Source organism: Billgrantia tianxiuensis (assembly GCF_009834345.1).
Lineage (GTDB): Bacteria > Pseudomonadota > Gammaproteobacteria > Pseudomonadales > Halomonadaceae > Halomonas > Halomonas tianxiuensis.
Window position 1 is genome coordinate 4,048,203 of the sequence record NZ_CP035042.1, and the last position, 14,777, is coordinate 4,062,979.

Sequence of the window (14,777 nt, forward strand, 5' to 3'; positions counted from 1 at the left end):
CATCGCACGCCGCAGAAAGTTCAGTATCCAGCGCGCCATCAAGGTATCCCCACCGGGGCGCTCAGGGACTCCTCTCCCTCGCGCACCCGCTCGTCGCCGACCAATTCGCGGCGCAGTGCCATCAGGTCGCGGGAGTAGGCCTTGGTGAATTCAGGGTGGCCCTGCACGCCGAGGAAGTGCTCGCCGACCTGCATCAAATAGTTGGGGCAGAAGTCGCTGCCGCCCACGATGGTAGCCTCGGGGGAAGGATCTCGACCTGATCCTGGTGGCTGACCAGCAGGTCGATGCCCGGCTGCCAGGGTTCCATCCACGCCGCCCGCGCCGTGACGCGGTTGAACGACATGCCCACGCCCCAACCCCGCTCGCTCTTGACCACCTCGCCGCCCAGCGCCTTGGCCATCAGCTGATGGCCGAAGCAGATGCCCACCAGCGGCTTGCCGGCCCGCCACAGCTCGCGCACGAAGTCGCACAGCTCGTCGACCCAGGGCAGCCCATCGTTGACGCCGTATTTCGAGCCGGTGGTCATCCAGGCGTCGACGGCATCGATGTCGTCGGGAATCTCGCCATCCAGGCAGCGCCACACCTGGAACTCCAGCGTAGGCTCGACCTGTCGGAACAGGGCGGCGAACATCTCGGGGTAGTTGCCGTGGGCCTCGCGCAGTTCCGGCGCCACGTCATCGCACTGCAGTAGTCCGATGCGCATCGGTGAATCTCCTTTCATTGAGCCATCCCTGTCGTCTCAGCCTGCTACAACAGCCTCGTCGGGCAAATACGATCAGATCCGACCTTCCACGGCAGCCACGAAGATACCGCGGTACTCGTCGGCGTCGAAGGCGACCGGGTTGGTGCCCGACGACGGATCCGCCACCGCCATGCGCCCGACCTTGTCGGCCTGGCGCGTATCGATACCGAGTTCGGCCAGGCTGTGCGGAATGCCGAGCCGCTCGCGCAGGCCGAGCACCCATTCGATCACCGCCGCCGTACCCGGCTGGTCCAGGTTGAGATAGCGTCCCAGGCGCACCATCGGTTCGCCGATGGCGCGCTCGTTGGCACGCAGCACGTAGGGCATCAGCACCGCGTTCAAGGTTCCATGGTGAGCGTCGTAGAGCGCCCCGAGAGGATGCGCCAAGGCGTGCATGGCGCCCAGGCCGCGCTGGAAGGCGGTGGCCCCCATGCTCGATGCCACCAGCATGTTCATGCGCGCCTCGAGGTCACTGCCGTCGCTGTAGGCGCGCTGCAGGTAGAGGTCGATGCGGCGCATGCCCTCCACCGCGATGCCCTCGGCCATGGGGTGGTAGAGCGGCGAGCACCACGCCTCCATGCAGTGCGACAACGCATCCATGCCGGTGGCGGCGGTAACCGCCGGCGGCAGCCCTACGGTGAGCTCGGGGTCGAGGATCACCGTCGCCGGCACCATGCCGGGGTGGAAGATGATGCGCTTGACGTGCTCCGCCTCGTCGGTGATCACCGAGGCGCGTCCCACCTCGGAGCCGGTGCCGGCGGTGGTGGGCACAGCGACGATGGGGGCGATGGCCCGGGCGTCGGCGTTCTTCCAGTTGTCGCCGACATCCTCCAGCGACCACAGCGACAGCCCCTCGCGCTGGTTGGCCATCAGCGCCACCGCCTTGGCGGCATCCAGCCCCGAGCCGCCGCCGAAGGCGATCACGCCGTCGTGACTGCCGCTGCGGAAGGCAGCGATACCATCCAGCACATTACGTCCGGTGGGGTTGCCCTTGACCTGGCTGAATACGGCGGTGCGCAGGCCGGCATCCTGGCACGCCTGCACACAGGCCTGCACCATCGGCAGCGCCGCCAGACCGGGATCGGTGACCAGCAGCGGCGCGCCCATGCCCAGCGCCTTGCAGGCGTCGGGCAGGTCACGAATCCGCCCCGCCCCGGTGAGGATGTTCGAGGGGTAGTTCCAGCCCATGGTGTAGTGGTTGATGTCGTGGCTCATTGCGTTCTCCTGGGCCGGCTTAGGCGTGTTTGAGGTGGAACGACTTGGGTCGGGTCAGCGTCTCGTAGCCGACGCGGGACAGCGAACAGCCGCGCCCCGACTGCTTGACGCCGGTCCAGGCCAGCTCCGGGTCGAGGTAGTCGCAGCGGTTGGTGAACACGGTGCCGGCTTCCAGTCGCCGGGCGATGGCCTCGCCCGTGGCGATATCGCGGGTGAACACGGCGGCAGTGAGACCGAAGTCGCTGTCGTTCATCAGCCGCACGGCCTCGTCGTCGTCCGCCACCGGCATGATGCCGACCACCGGGCCGAAGCTCTCCTCGTTCATCACCCGCATCGAATGATCGACCTCGGTCAGCACCTGTGGCGCCAGGTAGGCGCTGCCCGGCCGCGAGAGCGGATACTCGCCGGGGTCGATCCAGGCCCTGGCGCCGACGGCGACCGCCTCCTCGATCTGGCCGCGCACGAAGTCCGCCGCCGCCGGGCGCACCAGCGGCCCCAGGGTGGTCGCGGGGTCGGTGGGGTTGCCGAGCTTGAGCTGGCGCACCCAGGCCACCGCGCGCTCGACGAAGTCGTCGAAGATCGAGGCATGCACGTAGATGCGCTCGATGCCGCAGCAGCTCTGGCCCGAGTTGAAGAAGGCGCCGTCCATCACCCCGGGCACTGCCTCGTCGAGGTTCACGTCGGCGCGGATGTAGGCCGGGTCCTTGCCGCCCAGCTCCAGGCCGGTGGCGATGAAGCGCCCGGCGGCGTTGCGCTCGACCATCGCCCCACCCGCTACCGAGCCGGTGAAGGAGACGTGGGCGATGCGGACATCGCGAATCACGCTTTCCGCGTCGTCATGGGCGAGGTGCAGGTGCTGGAACACGCCCTCCGGCAGCCCCGCCTCGTCGAAGGCCTGCTGGAAGCGCTCGGCGCACAGCGGGGTCTGGGCCGAATGCTTGAGGATCACTGCATTGCCGGCCATGATCGCCGGCACCACGGCGTTCACCGCGGTCATGAAGGGGAAATTCCAGGGCGCGACGATGAACGACACCCCCAGCGGCTCGCGGGTGATGTAGCGGGTGAAGCCCGGCTTGTCGGCCAGGCGGATCGGCGCCAGGGCCTCCTCGGCCATGGCGATCATGGTCCGTGCGCGATCCTCGAAGCCACCGATCTCGCCGCCGGCCACGGCGATCGGCCGGCCCATCTGCCAGGTCAATTCGCGCGCCAGCTCGTCGCGCCGGGCGACGAAGGCATCGACCATCCTCGAACACAGCCGCGCCCGTTCGGCCAGGCTCGTCTCGCGCCACTTACGCTGCGCCGCCACCGCGCTTTCCAGCGCCGCCTCGACCCGCGCTGGGTCGGCCAGCTCCCGCTCGACGTAGACCGAACCGTCGACCGGAGAAATCGTCTTCTGTATGGCCACTTGGCGTTCTCCTGCTAATTCATTGCCTCAAGTACAAGGTGAGCGCTGAGCGAGCGGTTCGCAGGCAAGGCGGAGCGAAAAGGAGCGAGCGGAGTTGACTGTAGTCAATGAGCATCGCGAGTTTTCGCTCCAACACAGCCTGCGGATCGCGCAGCCAGTGCGGATCAAATAATCTCGAAGTAGCGATCGAGCTCCCAGTCAGTAATATGACGCCTGAACTGGCGTTCTTCCCACTCCCGCGTGGCCGCGAAGTGCTCGACGAAGGCGTCGCCGAACAGGCTGCGCGCCGCGTCGGAGGCTTTCAACCGCTGGGCGGCTTCCCACAGCGTGCGCGAGAGCGCCTGATGCTCAGGGTGGGCCAGCTCGTAGGAGTTGCCGGTTACCATTTCGTCGGGCTCGAGCTGGTGTTCGATACCGTAGAGGCCCGAGCCGATCGCCGCGGCCAGCGCCAGGTAGGGGTTGGCGTCGGCGCTGCCCAGGCGGTACTCGACCCGCTGCGACTTGGCGCTGCCGGGAATCACCCGCAGCGCGGTGGTGCGGTTCTCCACTCCCCAGGTGGCGTCGGTGGGCGCCCAGAAGCCGGGAATCAGGCGGGTGTAGCTGTTCACCGTGGGGGCGAACATGGCCAGAAATTCCGGCATCAGCTTCTGCTGGCCGGCGACGAAGTGGCGCTGGATGTCGCTCATGCCATGGGGCTGGTCGGCATCGAAGAAGGCCGATTCACCGCTGTCGGTGCGATTCAACGAGAGGTGGATGTGGCCGCTCTGGCCGGGGTAGTCCGGCGACCACTTGGCCATGAAGGTGGCCATCAGTCCGCGACGCTGCGCCCACACCTTGGTAAAGGTCTTGAACAACGCGCCCTTGTCGCCGGCGGCCAGCGCCTCGTCGACACGGATCGCCGCTTCCAGCACGCCGGGGCCAGTCTCGGTGTGCAGCCCCTCGATGGGGAAGTCCATCGCCTCGGCCATGCCCAGTAGCTCATGATAGAGTTCGCCATGCACCGAGCTTCGCAGCATCGAGTAGCCCATCATGTCCGGCGTGAAGGGCTTGAGATTGCGAAAACCCTTCTCGCGTACCGACTCGGGCGTTTCCTGGAACAGGAAGAACTCGTACTCCAGCGCCCCGCAGGCGGTAAAGCCCATGGCCTCGGCCTTGGCCAGCACGCGGCGCAGCAGCCCGCGCGGGCAGATCTCCCCGGCCGGGCCAGTGAACTCGGCCAGGAACAACAACATGTCGCCCTCGCAGGGCAGCTCGCGGCAGCTCTCGGGAATCACCCGCAGGGCGGCGTCCGGGTAGCCGGTGTGCCAGCCGGTGTACGTCACGTTGTCGTAGAGCTCGTCCTTGCTGTCCCAGCCCAGCACCACGTCGCAGAAGGCGAAGCCTTCGCTCAGCGCGTGAAAGAACTTGTCGCGGCGCATGTACTTGCCGACCATCACGCCATCGATGTCAAACATGCCGACCTTGACGTGGCTCAGCCCGCGCTGTTCGACGATCCGCCGGGCATCGTCGGCATTTCTTACGTCTCTTGCCTGGAGTCGGCTCATTGCTGCTTCCTCGTCCACCCTTCGTTGTCATTGTTCTTCAAAACAGTTCTTCGAAACCGCTCGATGAAAGCCGGCGGGAGTACCGAGCCGGGCCCGGCACTCCCGTCCTTCCCTCAGCCATAACGGTAGGGAGGTCCCGCCTGTTGCATGGTCTGGCGATAGTCCTTGAGAATCTGCACCACTCGCGCGCTACGCTCGCTCTCCTGGGCGATCTCGTCCCAGAAGGCCAGCGCCTCGTCCTCCAGCCGCTGCCACTCCGATTCGGGAATCGAGGTCAGCTCCAGCTTGCCGCCGGTGGTGCGGTAGTGGGCCTCGCCCCACCAGTACCAGTGCTGGCGATAGTAGTGGGAGCTGTCCATGCACAGCTTGAACAGCACCTGCAGGTGCTCGGGCACTTCGTTCCAGCGCTCGGTATTGGCGAAGTAAGAGCCGGCCCAGGCGCCGGAGATGTTGTTGGTCAGGTAGTAGTTGCTGACATCGGCCCAGCCCACGGTGTAGGCCTCGGTGATGCCGGCCCAGGCGATGCCGTCGAGTTCGCGGGTCTGCATGGCGACCTCGATGTCCTCCCACGGCAGCGTCACCGGCACCACGCCGAAGCGGCTGAGGAAGCGCCCCGCGGTGGGGAAGGTGAAGACGCGCTTGCCCTGCAGATCGTCGAGGCTCCTGATCGGGTCGCGGGTGACGAAGTTGCACGGGTCCCAGGCGCCCGAGCCGAGCCAGGTGACGCCGTCGATCTCACCGTAAGCCTCCTCCCAGATCTCCTTGAGCCCGTAGTGGTGGAACAGCGCGGGCACGTCGAGGCTGTAGCGCGAGGCGAACGGGAAGTAGCCGCCGAACACCGAGACGTCCACGGGCGCGTTGATCGAGTCGTCGTCGCTCTGCACGGCATCGATGGTGCCTCGCTGCATGGCGCGGAACAGCTCACCGGTGGGCACCAGTTGGTCGGCGTAGTAGAGCTCGATCTCCATCTCGCCGTTGGCGGCCTTGTTGAAGGCATCGATGGAGGGCTTGATCACGTGGGCGGCCAGCGCCGGCCCGGCGTAGGTCTGCAGGCGCCAGCGGATCGGTCGGCGCTGGGCATGCACGTAGGGCGCCGCGAGGGTCGTGGCCCCCACGGTGGCGGCGGTGGCCAGGCCCGCCTTCTTGAGAAAGTCGCGACGATTGGTCATTTCTCTTCTCCTGCTGTTTTTGCTTGTTGTGGGAAGAAACGCGGTGCTCTTTCGTCGTGCCGGGTTCACCTCCTGGGTGTCAGTAGCCGCGATAGAGCTGCGGCAGCCACAGCGCCAGTTGCGGGAAGATCGTGATCAGCGCCAACCCGATCAGCATGATGCCGACGAAGGGCCAGACACTGCGGTAGATGTCGCCCAGCGACACCTCCGGCGGCGCCATGGCGCGCATCAGGAACAGGTTGTAGCCGAACGGCGGAGTCATGTAGGCGATCTGCACAGTGATGGTGTAGAGCACGCCATACCAGATCGGGTCGAAGCCGAGACTGATCACCAACGGCACGTAGAGCGGCGCGACGATCACCAGCATGGCAGTGTCGTCGAGGAACATGCCGAGCAGGATGTAGGAGAGCTGCATCATCACGAGTATTTGCCATGGGCTCATGCCGATGCGGTCGAGGAACACGTTCTCGATGGCGCGCACCGCACCCAGGCCGTCGAACACCGCGCCGAAACAGAGGGCGGCGAGGATGATCCACATGAACATGCAGCTGATGCCAAGCGTCTTGTGCACGGTGCTCTCGATCACCTTCCAGGTCAGGCGCCGCTTGATCAGCGCGGCCAGGGTGGCGGCCACGGCGCCGACCGCCGAACTCTCCACCAGGCTGGTCACGCCCATCAGGAACAGCCCGGTCATGAAGAAGAAGATCATCAGCGGCAACAGGCCGGCGCGCAGCAGCTTGAGCTTCTCGGCCAGACTCATCTGGCGCTCCTCGGCGGGCAGCGCCGGCCCCAGATGCGGCTGCAGGCGGCAGCGGATGACGATGTAAATCACGAACAGCCCGGCAAGGATCAGCCCCGGGATGGCTCCCGCCAGCCACAGCTGGCTGACCGGCTGGCGCGCGATCATGCCGTAGAGCACCAGCACCACGCTGGGCGGCACCAGGATGCCCAGTGAGCTGCCCGCCTGGATCACGCCGGTGACCATGATCTTGTCGTAGCCGCGGCGCAACAGTTCCGGCAGGGCGATGGTCGCGCCGATGGCCATGCCCGCCACGCTCAGCCCGTTCATCGCCGAGACCACCACCATCAGGCCGATGGTGCCCACCGCCAGGCCGCCCCTGAGCGAGCCCATCCAGACGTGGAACATCTCGTAGAGTTCGCTGGCGATGCCCGACTCGGAGAGCATGTAGCCCATGTAGATGAACAGTGGCAGGGTCAGCAGCGGGTACCAGTTCATCAGTTGGATGGCGGCGCTGAACGGCATCTCCACCCCACCCTGCCCCCACAGCAGCAGCGCCGAGGCGGCGCCGACGAAGCCGATCACGCCGAACACCCGCTGCCCGGTGAGCAGCAGCAGCATCATGGCCGAGAACATCAGCAGGGCGATCATCTCGTAGCTCATTCGCCCGCCCCCCGCTCCACGGAGGCATCCGCCCGGTCCAGGGAGACGCCGCGCGCCCGGGCAATGTCCTTGAACAGGGTCGACACGCTCTGCAGCAGCATGAGGAACACGCCGAAGGTCATGACGATCTTGATCGGCGCCAGCCGCGGTGCCCAGGAGGTGTAGCTCTTCTCGCCGTAGCGCAGCGCGTACTCGGTGCTGGAGATACCGCCAGCCAGCAGCGCGCCGAGGAAGACGATCAGCAGCAGGATGGTAAGGGCATCGACCCAGGCGCGGGTGCGGTCGGACCAGCGCGAGTAGAACAGGTCCATGCGCACATGGGCGCCCATCTGCATGGCGTAGGCACCGCCCAGCAGGTAGTAGGCGGCCAACATGAACTGCGAGACCTCGATGCTCCAGATCAGAGGAGCGTTGAAGGCGGTACGCGACACCGAGGCATAGAGCAGCACGCCGATCATGACGAAGATCATGAACATGACGATGCGCCCCACCACCCGGTTGAATGCATCCACCCAGCGAACGTAGAGCGTTATTATTCTTGGCATCGTTCGGCCGACCTTGAGGGTTGCCTTGAGTTTCGTTCAAGTCTTTGGACGAAATCGTGCGGTGCGCAACGAGCATCGGTTATAGCGACGCCCGGGGTATCGATGAAATCGATAGTGCCTCGCGACAGGGCGCACACACCCCACCGCGCCCCCCATCGGGGCACGGCAGCACTCAGGAAGGGAACAGGGGAACGCTCACCCTTGGGTCACGACTTCAGCAAAGAGCCAGGGCAGCTCCCGCTCCAACTGGGTGCGGAAACGCTGCTCCAGCAGCCGGCGGCCATCGCGGGCCAGCAGTGCAGGCAATTCCCCCAGCTCATCGCGCCGGGCCACCAGCGTCAGTTCCCGTACCAGCGGCGCCAGCGGCAGTGGCGCAACCGTGACCTGAAGCGCGTCGAGGCCGGCCTGGTAGAGGCACAGCGGCGTGGTGATGGTCCAGCCCGCACCGGCGCTGACCAGGCGCAGCACGGCAAAGGTATTGTCGAGATGCAGCCGGGCCGGCAGTTCGAGCTGGTTGAGGCGCAGGTGGCGCTCGATGGCCTGGCCGATCAGCGACTGCGGCGTATAGCGCACGAAATCCAGATGTCGCGCCAGCCAGCGCAGGTTGTCCAGCGGGCCGTCCCAGGAGAGCGGCACCACCAGCACGAAGGGCTCGCGCAGCAGGGCATGACGCTCCAGGCCGTCGTAGTTCTCGAGCCGGTCATCGGAAATGATGATATCCACGTGACGGGTCAGCAGGGAGTGGCCATGCATGTGCGACAGCCCCGTGGTCAGGGTATAGTCGCGGGTGTAGCGTCGGATCAGTTCGATCAGCGGCTGCCCCACCGCCGTTGCCAGCGAGTCGACCAGCGCCAGGCGCACCTGGTGGAGCTGGCCGAAGCCGCCGCTGACCAGCTCGCGGCGGGTGCTGCGCGCGTCGTCGAGCAGGCGCCGGGCGCGGTCGTAGAAGAAGCGTCCCGCGCTGGTCGGTTCGAGTGGACGGGAGTGGCGCTTGAACAGCGTCACGCCCATGCTCTCCTCCAGGTTGGCCAGGCTCTGCGACACCGAAGACTGTTTCAGCCCCAGCCGCCTGGCCGCCGCGCTCTGGCTGCCCTGTTCCAGGGTTTCGACGAAGATTTCCATGCTGCGAAGATCGAAACCGAAGCCGCTGCGCATGCGCGTATCCTCGCTCTACTATGCCGGGCGCTGGAACTCTCTTTGCAGCGCACCGGTCACAAACGTTGTCGTCATCACTACAGGGAGGTCCCGATGACCGCACAGGCCGCCGCCCGGCCGCTGCCCGCTCGCCCCGTTTCCACCTGGACCGGCTGGGGCCAATGGCTGGCGCTCGCCACCATGACCATCGATCATCTAACCCGTTACGTGGCGCCCAGCGGCTGGGAACTCGGCTGGGCCGGTTCTTCGCTGGGCCGTATCGCCTTCCCCCTGTTCGCCGCCATGGTCGCCTGGCATGGCCTGTTCAATACGCGCAACCCGTTGCGCTACGCCCGACGCATCCTGATCATCGGCCTTGCCGCACAGCTCCCCTACATGCTGATGCCGCGGGCTTCCGATGCCTTCATTCTCAATGTCTGCTTTACCCTGGCGCTGGGTCTGGCCTGGGGCGCCTGGCTGCGCGAGCTGCTCGCCCGGCACCGCAGCGGCAGCCTGGGCAGTGCCTGGCTGGGGGCTGCGCTAGTCGCCACGCTGGCAGTCTGGTACCTGCTCGGCGAGTGGGTCGAATACGGCCATCGCGGGCTGCTGCTGGTGCCCTTGTTCATGCTTGCCATGCACCACCTGCACGATGCGGGAGAGACGCTTGCCGAGCGTCTCGGCGCCGTGACCATGGCCGCTCCGCTGCTGATCGTGGCGGGGCTGATGAACAGCTCCGACATGGCCAAGTCGTTCACCGTTGCCACCTGCCTGGCGGTGCTGTGGCTGGCCGCCGGCGCCCATCGCCTGACACCCGGGGTGCCGGCCGCCATGCCCCGCCGGCTGTGGCTGGCGTGGTATCCCGGCCACTTCGCCCTAATCGCCCTGTGGCTATGGGCAAGCGGCGGGCTAGGCTGAGCATCAGTCGCGCGGCTGGTCGGCCTCCACTTCCCTGCCGGCCAGCAGCGCCTCGAATGCCTCGGCCGGCATGGGCCGGTGAAAATAATAACCTTGAAACAGCCGGCAGCCTCGCGCCAACAGAAATTCGTGCTGGGCGCGGTTCTCCACGCCTTCCGCAACCACGTCGATGCCAAGATGCTGGGCCATGGCCAGGATCGTTTCGGCAATAGCGGCATCGCTGCCGTCGGTATCGAGGTTACTGACGAAGCTACGGTCGATCTTGAGTTCATCCAGTGGCAGGGACTTGAGATACGCCAGCGACGAGAAGCCGGTGCCGAAGTCGTCCAGGGCCAACTGCACGCCCAACCGCTTGAGGGCCTGCATGCGCTCGGCGGCGTCTTGCAGCCCGTCGATCATGATGCTCTCGGTGAATTCCACGATCAGTCGCGACGGCTCGATGCCATGGGTGCCGGTGACCCAGGTGAGCCCCTCGACGAAGCCCGGCTGGGTGAAGTGACGCACACTGATATTGACCGACAGCCGCGGCAGGGTCTCGGCCGGCAGCCGTGACAGCAGTTCGCAGCAACGGTCGAGCATCCAGGTCTCGAGCTCGACGATCAGGTCGCTCTCCTCGGCGATGGCGATGAACACTTCGGGCGAGACCCAGCCATGCCGGGGATGCTGCCAGCGCATCAACGCTTCCCCGCCCACCACCCGGCCACGTTCGTCGAGCTGGGGTTGGAAGGCTATACTCAGTTGATCCTCCGCCAGGGCCCGGCGCAGCGCCTGCTCCATCTCCAGGCGCCAGCTCATCTGGGTCTGCATGGAGGGCTCGTAGCCGCAGATCTGCGCACGCCCCTTCAGCTTGGCCTGGTACATGGCGGTATCGGCATGGCGCAGCACGTCGCCCACGTCCTCGTCGGCCAGCGGGAACAGGGTGTAACCGATGCTCGGCGTCACGCTGATACGCTGGCCGCCCAGGTCGTAGGCCCGGCGCAGCGTCGTGAGCAGCCGTTCGGCACGGTGTTCGGCACGCTGGATCTCGGCCTCGCGGTCGGAGCTCAAGGCCGGCATCATGACGACGAACTCGTCGCCACTGAGGCGCGCTGCCATGGCGTCCTGATCGATGCTCAGCAATAGGCGCTTGCTGACCTGGCGCAGCAGCTCGTCACCCACCGCATGCCCCAGGGTATCGTTGATGATCTTGAAGCGATCCAGGTCGAGGAACATCACCAGCCCGACACGGCCATCGTCACGGCGGTCGCGAATGGTCGACGCCAGTGTCTCGATCAGCAGGCGCCGGTTGGGCAGGTCGGTGAGCGGATCGTAGTAGGCCTGGCGATGTATCGTCTCCTCCGCCAGCTTGCGCTCGGTGAAGTCCTCGATGACCGCGACACCGCCCACCACTTCGCCCGACTCGTTGCGCAGAGCGCTGTAGAAGGCACGCAGCGGCGTCTGCTTGCCGCTGACCACGGTGCGGTAGGTGCCCTCGAAGTAGCCGGTGCCACTCTCCAGGGCATCGCGTATCGCCCCGGTCACGCGCTCGTCGCTCAACTGGGTCAGCAGGTTCATGCCCAGCAGACGCTTACGGGAGGTGCCGAGGATGTCGAGGCACATTTCGTTGCAGTCGACCACCCGGCCTTCGCGGTCGAAGTGCATCACGCCCAGCGGCGTATGGCGGAAGATCGCACGGTAGCGCGCTTCGCTGACCCGCAGTTGCCGCTCGCGGGACGAAACGACCAGGCGCAGGGAGATATTGTCGGTAATGGTGCGATACAGCCGCCGGTTGATCGTCAGTACCAGCCCCAAGAACAGCATGACCATGGCGGCCAGCAGCAGAGAGAGGGAGGTGCCCTGCAGCAGAAGTTGGACCAATAGCGGCAGCATGGTGGGCAGGACGAACAGCGGGGCCATCCACATGACAGAGGAGAGTGTGGTCACCCCGCCAGCGGCAATACCGGTCAGCACGATCGCCAATGCCGCGAGCTGACCGTGGTGTTCCATGGTGAACATCGAGGCGCCGGCCACCCCCCAGAGCAGGCCGGCCATGACCGCTCCCCAGGCGAAACGCTGGAGCCAGCGCCGTCTCTGGCGCTGCCTGGCGGGCTGACGGTGATAGTACCAGGCGAGCCACAGGCGACCGCTCGACACGGCGATCAACGCACCGAGCCAGCCCAACAGATAATTCGATGGCATGATCGTCCACATGGCGCCTACCAGCAGGCAAGCCGCCAGGACACTGGCCAGTATCGGCTGCCATAGCCGCTCATAGAGCAGGCGCACCTGTTCATGGGCCAGCTGGCGACGGTAGGAAACGTCCAAGAGCGGTGCCGCGTCGTGCTCGCGTTGCTCATCCTGAAGCGGGAAGGACATGCGGAGGGGTCCGAGTCTGTTATTGTTCGCAGCCCTATCTTTACTTGATCGCGCCGAATTTGGCGAGGCTGTGCCCTCAACGCAATTCGGCTTCCCCCGTGTGCCAATCGCCGAACCCTCCCGCGTGGCTCCGCGAAGCGCCTATATCCAGAAGTGCCTATAGCCAGAGAAACAACTACAGCCAGAGAAATAAAATAACTACGGCCAGGAATAGACGCCACGATTCAAGGCATCGCGGATGGCCGAGATCACCTTGCCTCCCCGCAAGGTCGCCCCGCTGAAGCCATCGATGTCGTCGACCACTCGCTCGGGCTCATAGAGCGCAAAGATCCGCGTAACGGGCTCCCCCTCGAGGCGCTCGGCAATCTGTCGGTGCTGCAGCAAGACCGCATACCCCTCGTCGCCCTCTTCCAAGGCCAGATAATCGACGCCGCGGTAGGCCAGGTGGCGATACTCCAGCGCGTGGATGCGCCCATCACGCAAGTCGAAGGTGACATTGATCTGGATACTGCCACGGTCGGTAAAGACGCCCCGATAGTGGCCGTCCAAGGGCAAGCCCAGCAGGGCACGAGCGAGCCGTTCGTCCACGCTGGGCTCTCGCTCCTGCGCCTCGGTGCTGTCAGCGACTGATTCCACGACCACGGCCTCCCACGGCGCGGCATCGCTCCTTTCCAGTCGTCCGATCAGGTAGCGTTCGAGGCGGTCCTGTGCACGAGGGCTGTGCGGCACGCCGGGGCGCTTGTTGTCCCACCCTTCGCTGGCCTCCTTGCCGCACCACTCGCGGATGACAGCCTCGTCGGTGGGATGGTCGGGCACATAGCGGGTGATGTCATAGACCCGTCCATGAATGGCCTTCCAGCAGCTCTCGGCCGAATCGTGCTCAGCCAGCTCGTCCAGGGTGATGAGGGGCAGCTCATCCGCGTCGCGCTCCTCCCCGGCGAGGCTCAAGGCATTCACGGCTAGCAGGCTCAGCACACTGGAAACGAAGGCGACGAAGGCGGTATAGGCGATCTTGTTCATAGGAAATCGAAGACCTCGCTGTGAATGCGTGAGGCAGGGATCCCTTGACCGATCAGCAGCTGTCGGACATGAGCGTTCATGCCCGGCGGGCCGCATAGGTAGATCTCGCGCTCGGTGAAATCGGGGCAGTGCTCGCGCAGGAATGCCTCATCGAGAAACCCATGGTCGCGATAGCAATGAAGCGTGAAAGTGAAGGCGTCATTCGCCTCGGCAATTTGGCCAAGCTCGTCCATGTAATAGGCGCGACTGCAATCCTTGGCCAGATAGAGCAGCTGTATCCGGCCCTCAGCCGGGCCGTCCGGCGTCAGGTTGCGAGCCGCGCCGACGAAAGGCGTGATCCCGATGCCGCCACCCACCCAGAGCATGTCTCGCTGCGGGAAGCGACGGCCGAAGAAGTCACCGTAGGGTCCCTCGACCAATACCCGGGTGCCTGGGGTGACCGTCTGCAGGGCGTGGCTGGCATCGCCAAGCTCCTTGATGCCGATACGCAGGCATTCATCCGATGGTGCCGAGGCGATGGTATAGGGGTGCTCCTCGCCACGACCGGCGGCAAGCGTCTCGTCGAGCGGTGTCAGATAGATGAACTGACCCACTCCATGGCTGATGCCTTCCCCCTCCGGGCGCAGCTTCAGTTCCACCACACCGCGCGCCAGCGGCACCACCTGCTCGATCCGATAAGGTTGCCGCCGCTGCGGCGCCCCCCCTTGCGCCAGGCGATGGCCCCGAGCCCGACGATGCCTAGCAGCCACCAGGGCCAGCGCTCGCCGGCCAGCGGCAGCGCATGGCCTAGCCCCAGCACCAGCGCCGCCACCGAGACCAAGTGCAGCCGCTTCCAACGCTGATACTCGAGACGGCCGAAGAAACCAAAGGTGGGCGCCAGGAAGATCACCATGGCCAGCCAGGCGAGCCAGCCAAGCCAGATGACCCACTCGCCAGCGGGAGGGAACAGGGTGAGAACAGCGGCGTTCAGGGATAGGGGAATGCCGGCAAACCCAAGTGCCAACGCATGCAGCATGACCAGGATGAAGGCCCAGAACCCCAGCCAGTGATGCACTCGCCACAGCCGGGTCAGGCCACCGAAGGGCCGGTCGAAGCCCGGCACGCGCAGGCTTACCGCCGCCGCGAGCAGCATCATGGCAAAGCCCAGGATTCCGGCGGTACGGCCGAACCAATCCAACCAGGCAATGGCGCCCCCGGCACCCGGCCAGCCCAGCCGCGGCAGTGCCACCGCCAACGGCACTAGCAGGGCTGCTATCAGAGCGACATCGCCCGGCTTCGGATAGCGCCGCATCATCCCTCCCCCCTCGTCCCTCGCCTGCTACTCATTGTTG

Annotated in this window: 14 protein-coding genes; 1 reads left to right on the forward strand and 13 read right to left on the reverse strand. The window is 65.8% G+C overall.

Annotated features, from left to right (window positions below; all coding sequences use genetic code 11):
• Positions 1-38: 38 nt before the first annotated feature.
• The 9 genes from EKK97_RS25980 to EKK97_RS18875 all read right to left on the reverse strand — a co-directional run bounded on the left by EKK97_RS25980 (position 39) and on the right by EKK97_RS18875 (position 9,177).
• Positions 39-227 carry a type 1 glutamine amidotransferase family protein gene (locus tag EKK97_RS25980; RefSeq protein ID WP_340162897.1) on the reverse strand — a complete coding sequence of 63 codons (189 nt, stop codon included), beginning with the start codon at positions 225-227 and terminating at the stop codon, positions 39-41.
• On the reverse strand, positions 194-703 hold the full coding sequence (locus EKK97_RS18840) for a glutamine amidotransferase-related protein (RefSeq protein WP_340162898.1): 510 nt from the start codon (positions 701-703) through the stop codon (positions 194-196). Before EKK97_RS18840 ends, EKK97_RS25980 begins: the two co-directional genes overlap by 34 nt.
• 72 nt (positions 704-775) lie before the next feature.
• Positions 776-1,957, reverse strand: coding sequence for an iron-containing alcohol dehydrogenase (locus tag EKK97_RS18845; RefSeq protein ID WP_201296922.1), 1,182 nt, complete (start codon positions 1,955-1,957; stop codon positions 776-778).
• A 19-nt stretch (positions 1,958-1,976) separates the two neighbouring features.
• Entirely contained in the window at positions 1,977-3,362 is a 1,386-nt protein-coding gene (locus tag EKK97_RS18850) for an aldehyde dehydrogenase family protein (protein WP_159554263.1), read from the reverse strand.
• A gap of 164 nt (positions 3,363-3,526) precedes the next feature.
• A complete protein-coding gene (locus EKK97_RS18855) occupies positions 3,527-4,906 on the reverse strand; it encodes a glutamine synthetase family protein (RefSeq protein WP_159554265.1) in 1,380 nt (459 codons plus the stop codon).
• A gap of 113 nt (positions 4,907-5,019) precedes the next feature.
• Complete coding sequence (locus EKK97_RS18860; protein WP_159554267.1) at positions 5,020-6,075, reverse strand: TRAP transporter substrate-binding protein; 1,056 nt, start codon at positions 6,073-6,075, stop codon at positions 5,020-5,022.
• Positions 6,076-6,154: 79 nt separating this feature from the next.
• On the reverse strand, positions 6,155-7,477 hold the full coding sequence (locus tag EKK97_RS18865; protein ID WP_159554269.1) for a TRAP transporter large permease: 1,323 nt from the start codon (positions 7,475-7,477) through the stop codon (positions 6,155-6,157).
• Positions 7,474-8,022, reverse strand: a complete 549-nt coding sequence (locus tag EKK97_RS18870; protein ID WP_159554271.1) for a TRAP transporter small permease subunit — start codon at positions 8,020-8,022, stop codon at positions 7,474-7,476. Before EKK97_RS18870 ends, EKK97_RS18865 begins: the two co-directional genes overlap by 4 nt.
• A gap of 195 nt (positions 8,023-8,217) precedes the next feature.
• Complete coding sequence (locus EKK97_RS18875; protein WP_159554273.1) at positions 8,218-9,177, reverse strand: LysR family transcriptional regulator; 960 nt, start codon at positions 9,175-9,177, stop codon at positions 8,218-8,220.
• A gap of 93 nt (positions 9,178-9,270) precedes the next feature.
• Here EKK97_RS18875 and EKK97_RS18880 point away from each other — a divergent pair, with 93 nt between their 5' ends.
• Positions 9,271-10,071, forward strand: coding sequence for a TraX family protein (locus tag EKK97_RS18880; RefSeq protein ID WP_159554275.1), 801 nt, complete (start codon positions 9,271-9,273; stop codon positions 10,069-10,071).
• Between the two features lie 3 nt (positions 10,072-10,074).
• Here EKK97_RS18880 and EKK97_RS18885 read toward each other — a convergent pair whose 3' ends face one another.
• From EKK97_RS18885 to EKK97_RS23955, 4 genes are all read right to left on the reverse strand, one after another.
• Positions 10,075-12,426 (reverse strand): putative bifunctional diguanylate cyclase/phosphodiesterase, encoded by a 2,352-nt coding sequence (locus EKK97_RS18885; protein WP_159554277.1) that lies wholly within the window; start codon positions 12,424-12,426, stop codon positions 10,075-10,077.
• 198 nt (positions 12,427-12,624) lie between these two features.
• Positions 12,625-13,446 (reverse strand): cytochrome b5 domain-containing protein, encoded by an 822-nt coding sequence (locus tag EKK97_RS18890; RefSeq protein WP_159554279.1) that lies wholly within the window; start codon positions 13,444-13,446, stop codon positions 12,625-12,627.
• A complete protein-coding gene (locus EKK97_RS23950) occupies positions 13,443-14,105 on the reverse strand; it encodes a ferric reductase-like transmembrane domain-containing protein (protein ID WP_201296923.1) in 663 nt (220 codons plus the stop codon). The genes EKK97_RS18890 and EKK97_RS23950 overlap by 4 nt, the downstream gene beginning before the upstream one ends.
• Complete coding sequence (locus EKK97_RS23955) at positions 14,075-14,737, reverse strand: ferric reductase-like transmembrane domain-containing protein (protein ID WP_201296924.1); 663 nt, start codon at positions 14,735-14,737, stop codon at positions 14,075-14,077. Before EKK97_RS23955 ends, EKK97_RS23950 begins: the two co-directional genes overlap by 31 nt.
• Between the last annotated feature and the right edge of the window lie 40 nt (positions 14,738-14,777).